Genomic DNA, 4701 nt, shown 5'->3' with positions numbered 1-4701 from the left:
CTCAGCGGATAGGTCACCACTTCGCTTGCTCCTCGTCGCCTGGCGGCTCCGAGAAGGGCCAGAGAACCGTGCTTGCCCGCTCTTGGCTCGCTTCGCTCGCCGGGCCGCTCGGGCCACGGCCTCCCTATCCGCTCGGCCTCTTATGCACAGGTCCCGTCCGGTCAGCCTCGGATCTGGCCGTCACCCCGCACGACGTACTTGGCGGTGGTGAGCTCGCGGAGCCCCATCGGGCCCCGGGCGTGGAGCTTCTGGGTCGAGATGCCGATCTCGGCGCCGAAGCCGAACTCCTCGCCGTCGACGAACCGGGTCGAGGCGTTGACGAGCACCGCGGCGGCGTCGACCTCGCCGGTGAAGCGATCGGCGGCGGCCAGATCGCCGGTGACGATCGCCTCGGAGTGCCCGGTGCCGTAGCGGGCGATGTGGTCGATGGCGGCGTCGATCGACGGGACGATCCGCACCGACAGGGTGAGGTCGAGGAACTCCCGGGCCCAGTCGTCCTCGCTCGCCTCTCCCGCCTCGGGGACCAGCGCCCGGGTGCGTTCGTCGCCGACCAGCGTGACGCCGTCGAGGTCGGCGGCCAGGTCACCCAGCAGCGCCTCGGCCACATCGGTGTGCACGAGCACCGTCTCGGTCGCGTTGCACACCGAGGGTCGCTGGGTCTTGCCGTTCACGATGATGGCCCGGGCCATGGCGAGATCGGCGGCGGCGTCGACGTACACGTGGCAGTTGCCGTCGCCGTCGATGACGTAGGGCACCGTGGCGTTCTCGAGGATCGAGCGGATGAGCGACGGCCCGCCGCGCGGGATGAGGCAGTCGATGGAGTCGCGCTGCTGCATGAACTCGACCGCGGCGGAGCGGCTGGTGTCGGTGACGAGGACGAGCGCATCGGCGGGCAGGTCGACCTTGACGTAGGCCTCGCGCAGCACGCCGGCGATGGCGATGTTGGAGCGGATCGCACCCGAGGACCCGCGTAGGAACGCCACGTTGGCGGACTTGAGGCACAGCCCGGCGGCGTCGCTGGTGACGTTCGGGCGGTTCTCGTAGATGATCGCCACCACGCCGAGGGGCACCCGCACCCTCGAGATGCGCAGCCCGTTGGGCCGCACCCACCCGTCGAGCACCTCGCCGACCGGGTCGGGCAGATCTGCGACCTGACGCAGACCACCAGCCATCGACTCGACCCGTCCCGCATCGAGCCGGAGGCGGTCGACGACGGTGGCCGACGTCCCGCCTTCTTCGGCCGCGGCCACATCGGTGGCGTTGGCCTCGAGCACCTCACCGGTGCGATCGACGAGCAGGTCGGCCGCGCCCCGCAGGCCGGCGTTCCTCGAGGCGGTGGACGCGCGGGCCAGTACCCGGGACGCATCCCGGGCTCGGCGGCCGAGGTCGGCGATGGAGGTGCTCACCGTCCGAGCGTACCGGCGGGCGTCGCGGCGTCAGCCGTGACCGCCGCCGGGGCCTCTGACGCCCGATCGCCGTGGTGGGCGCACGATCTCGGCGCAAGAACGGATCGGCCGCAGCGGGTGGCGCTCCGGCGCCGGCGTCCCGGTGCCTTGGCCGTGCGGCAGACTGCCCCGATGCCTCGGGCCCGCCTCGCCACCAACGCCGACGTGGGTCCGCTGGGCGCGGCGCTGGCCCGGTCCTTCTCGACCGACCCGGTCTGGCGCTGGATCGTGCCCGACGAGCAGCGCTGGGAGCAGCGGGCCCCGGCGGTGTTCGGCCACGAGGTCGGGGGGCGCCTGCGGCTGGGCCACAGCTACACCACCGACGACCGGGCCGGCGCCGCGCTGTGGGCCCCACCCGGCCGCTGGCGCAGCAGCGGCCTCGACCTGCTCCGCTCGGCGCTCCCGATGGCCCGCCTCGCACGGGGCGGTGGAGCCCGCCGGGGCCTGGCCGTGCTGCGCGCCACCGAACGGGTCCACCCGAAGGCCGAGCACTGGTACCTGGCGCTCCTCGGCACCCACCCGCACCACCAGGGTCGCGGGGTGGCCTCCGCGGTGCTCGCGCCTGTCCTCGAGCGCTGCGACCTCGACGGCGTCGGCGCCTACCTGGAGTCGTCCAACCCGGTCAACGTCGCCTTCTACCAACGCCACGGCTTCCGCGTCATGGGCGAGGTCGCACCTGGCGGCTCGCCCCCGCTGGCGCTCATGTGGCGCGATCCCGGTCCCGTCGAGGGCGAAGAGCGGTGAACGCCGATCCCGGTCTCGAGGGCGCCGTCGCCGCGTTCGAGCGGTCGCTCACCCCGATCGTGTTGACCCTGGCCGATACCGTCAGCGGCATCGACTCGGCGGCCCTGGCCGCGGACGTCACCCGTGAGGCGTTCAACCTGGCGGCCGCCTTCGTCGACTGCGACGACGTCCACACCGATGCCGAGCTGTGGTCGCTGCTGGCGATCTTCGGCCCCCGCCTGGGCGGCGACCTGCGGCGAGCTGATCCGGCCGACGTCCGTCGCTCCGGCCTGGTGCACGGGCGCCAGGCCTGGCTCGACGCACCGTCGTCGATGCTCGACCTGCTGGCCCGCTACGACCGGCGTCACGCCACCGACCACGCCCGGACCTACCACGACCGGGCGGTGGCCATCGCCTTCGCCATCGCCGCGATCGACCCGTACACGACCGAGACCGAGCTGCGAGCGATCGAGCGCTTCCGCACCACCATGGCCGGCGCCGGTGCCGGGCCGGGTCCCGGCGGTGGGCCCGGCGTCCCCGACCCCGCCACCCTGGGCGCCGGCGGCGGGCCGACCCCCCCCGACGCCCCGGAGGCGGAGGTGGTCCGGGATCCGCCCCGTCCCCTCGAGGAGCTGCTCGCCGAGCTCGACGCGCTGGTGGGCCTCGAGGGGGTGAAGGCCGAGGTGAAGCTCGTCGCCAACCTCATCCGGGTGCAGAACCTGCGCGAGGAGCGCGACCTGCCGGTCGTCGACCAGAGCCGCCACCTCGTCTTCGCCGGCAACCCCGGCACCGGCAAGACCACCGTCGCCCGTCTGCTGGCCCAGATCTACCGGACGCTCGGCGTGGTCGAGAAGGGCCACCTGGTCGAGACCGACCGCAGCGCCATGGTGGCCGGCTTCGTCGGCCAGACCGCGACCAAGGTCGTCGAGGTCTTCGACCGGGCCGACGAGGGTCTGCTGCTCGTCGACGAGGCCTACGCCCTGGTGCGCGGCGGCGGCAACGACTTCGGGCGCGAGGCCATCGACACGCTGGTGAAGCTGATCGAGGACCGCCGCGACCGCATCGTGGTGGTGGTCGCCGGCTACCCCGAGGAGATGGGTGAGCTCATCGGGTCCAACCCGGGCCTGCGCTCCCGCTTCCCGAAGACCATCGTGTTCGACGACTACTCGACCGACGAGCTGGTGGCCATCTTCACGTCGATGGGCGAGAAGAACGGCTACCGCTGCGACGACGGCGCGGCGGAGAAGGTGCGCACCTGGTTCGACGCCCAGGCGCGCGACAAGGGCTTCGGCAACGGGCGCGTCGCCCGCAACCTCTTCGAGGCCGCTGTCGCCCGCCACGCCTCGCGCGTGGTCGACATCGAGGGATCCCCCACCGACGCCCAGCTCACGACCCTCGAGGCGGCCGATGTCCCCGACCTCGACGAGAGCGCGGATTCCGCCATCCGTCGCAAGCCCCGTCCCCCTGACCCGGTCCCGCGCCCGATCGAGCCCTACTGAGCCGAGCTGGTAGCGAGATCGGGCGCCCCCACCCCCAGATCCCCTACCACTACGGCCGGGTGCCGCCCAGCCCCCCGAACTGGTAGGGAGAGCGGGCGCCCCCACCCCCAGATCCCCTACCACTACCGGTGAGGGGGCCCGTCTCACCCACGACACGGAGGAGGGCCAGGGCACGGGAGCACTACGGTTCAACCTCGATGCCACCTCGGCTGGCGCGCCTGCTCGCCCTCATCGCCGCCGTCGTCCTCGTGGTCGGCGCCTTCACCCTGAGTCCTCTCGTCGGGACCGTCACCGCCATCGTCGCCCTCGCCGGGGCGGCGGCCTACGGCGGACGGGTGCTGCTCGCCGGGCCCCGCGACAAGCGGCGTCGGGACCGGCCCGACCCGTTCGCGGTCCACGAGCCCTGGCGCCGCTTCGTGTCCGACGCCCTCGACTCGCGGCGGCGCTTCCACGACGCCGTCACGGGCATGGCCAAGGGACCGCTCCACGATCGCCTGGCGGAGATCGGCGACCGCCTCGAGGACGGCGTGGATGAGATCTGGCGCATCGCCCAGCAGGGCCACACCTTGACCGGGGCTCGCCAGCGAGTCGACGTCGACAGGGTCCGACGCGAGCTGGCCGCCATCGAGGACCAGCCGGACGAGACCCGGGCCCCAGACTCGCGGGCGCACCAGACCGCCGAGGCCCTGAGGGCCCAGGCCGCCAGCGCCGAGCGCATGGACACCGTGATCGCCGAAGCCGCCGATCGGCTGCGGTTGCTCGACGCCCGCCTCGACGAGACGGTCACCCGGGCCGTCGAGCTATCCACCGGCACCGGGCCGTCGGTCGGCGCCGGCACCGTCGGGGGCGACATCGACGGCCTCGTCACCGAGATGGAGGCCCTGCGCCTCGCCCTCGACGAGGCCGAGGAGGCCGGCGCCGTCGGCGAGTCGGCGGACCCCGGCGCCGTCGGCGAGTCGGCGGACCCCGGCGCCGCCGGCGCGGTCGGCGGGTCGGCGGGACCCGGCGCGGTCGGCGGGTCGGCGGGCCCCGGC

At 73.7% G+C, this 4701-nt stretch carries 3 protein-coding genes and 1 pseudogene; 3 read left to right on the top strand and 1 reads right to left on the bottom strand.

What is annotated here, in order from left to right; genetic code table 11:
• Window positions 1-161: 161 nt before the first annotated feature.
• A complete protein-coding gene (locus VNL12_RS20220; RefSeq protein ID WP_325597106.1) occupies window positions 162-1406 on the bottom strand; it encodes a glutamate-5-semialdehyde dehydrogenase in 1245 nt (414 codons plus the stop codon).
• A gap of 171 nt (window positions 1407-1577) precedes the next feature.
• Between VNL12_RS20220 and VNL12_RS20215 the strand changes: the two genes are divergently transcribed.
• From VNL12_RS20215 to VNL12_RS20205, 3 genes and pseudogenes are all read left to right on the top strand, one after another.
• Window positions 1578-2189: a GNAT family N-acetyltransferase gene (locus tag VNL12_RS20215; protein WP_325597104.1), complete on the top strand. Its 612-nt coding sequence runs from the start codon at window positions 1578-1580 to the stop codon at window positions 2187-2189.
• Window positions 2186-3667, top strand: a complete 1482-nt coding sequence (locus VNL12_RS20210) for an AAA family ATPase (RefSeq protein ID WP_325597102.1) — start codon at window positions 2186-2188, stop codon at window positions 3665-3667. The genes VNL12_RS20215 and VNL12_RS20210 overlap by 4 nt, the downstream gene beginning before the upstream one ends.
• Before the next feature lie 197 nt (window positions 3668-3864).
• Window positions 3865-4701: pseudogene (locus VNL12_RS20205) on the top strand (hypothetical protein); the annotation flags it as partial.

The sequence above is a fragment of the Iamia sp. genome (assembly GCF_035575815.1).
Taxonomy (GTDB): domain Bacteria; phylum Actinomycetota; class Acidimicrobiia; order Acidimicrobiales; family Iamiaceae; genus Iamia.
Note: the sequence above shows the minus strand (reverse complement) of the source record. Positions and strands in the feature narration are given on the sequence as shown.

Excerpts from the sequence above, each read along its gene's own strand:
- VNL12_RS20215 (WP_325597104.1), top strand. The coding sequence starts at position 1,578 with ATGCCTCGGGCCCGCCTCGCCACCAACGCCGACGTGGGTCCGCTGGGC.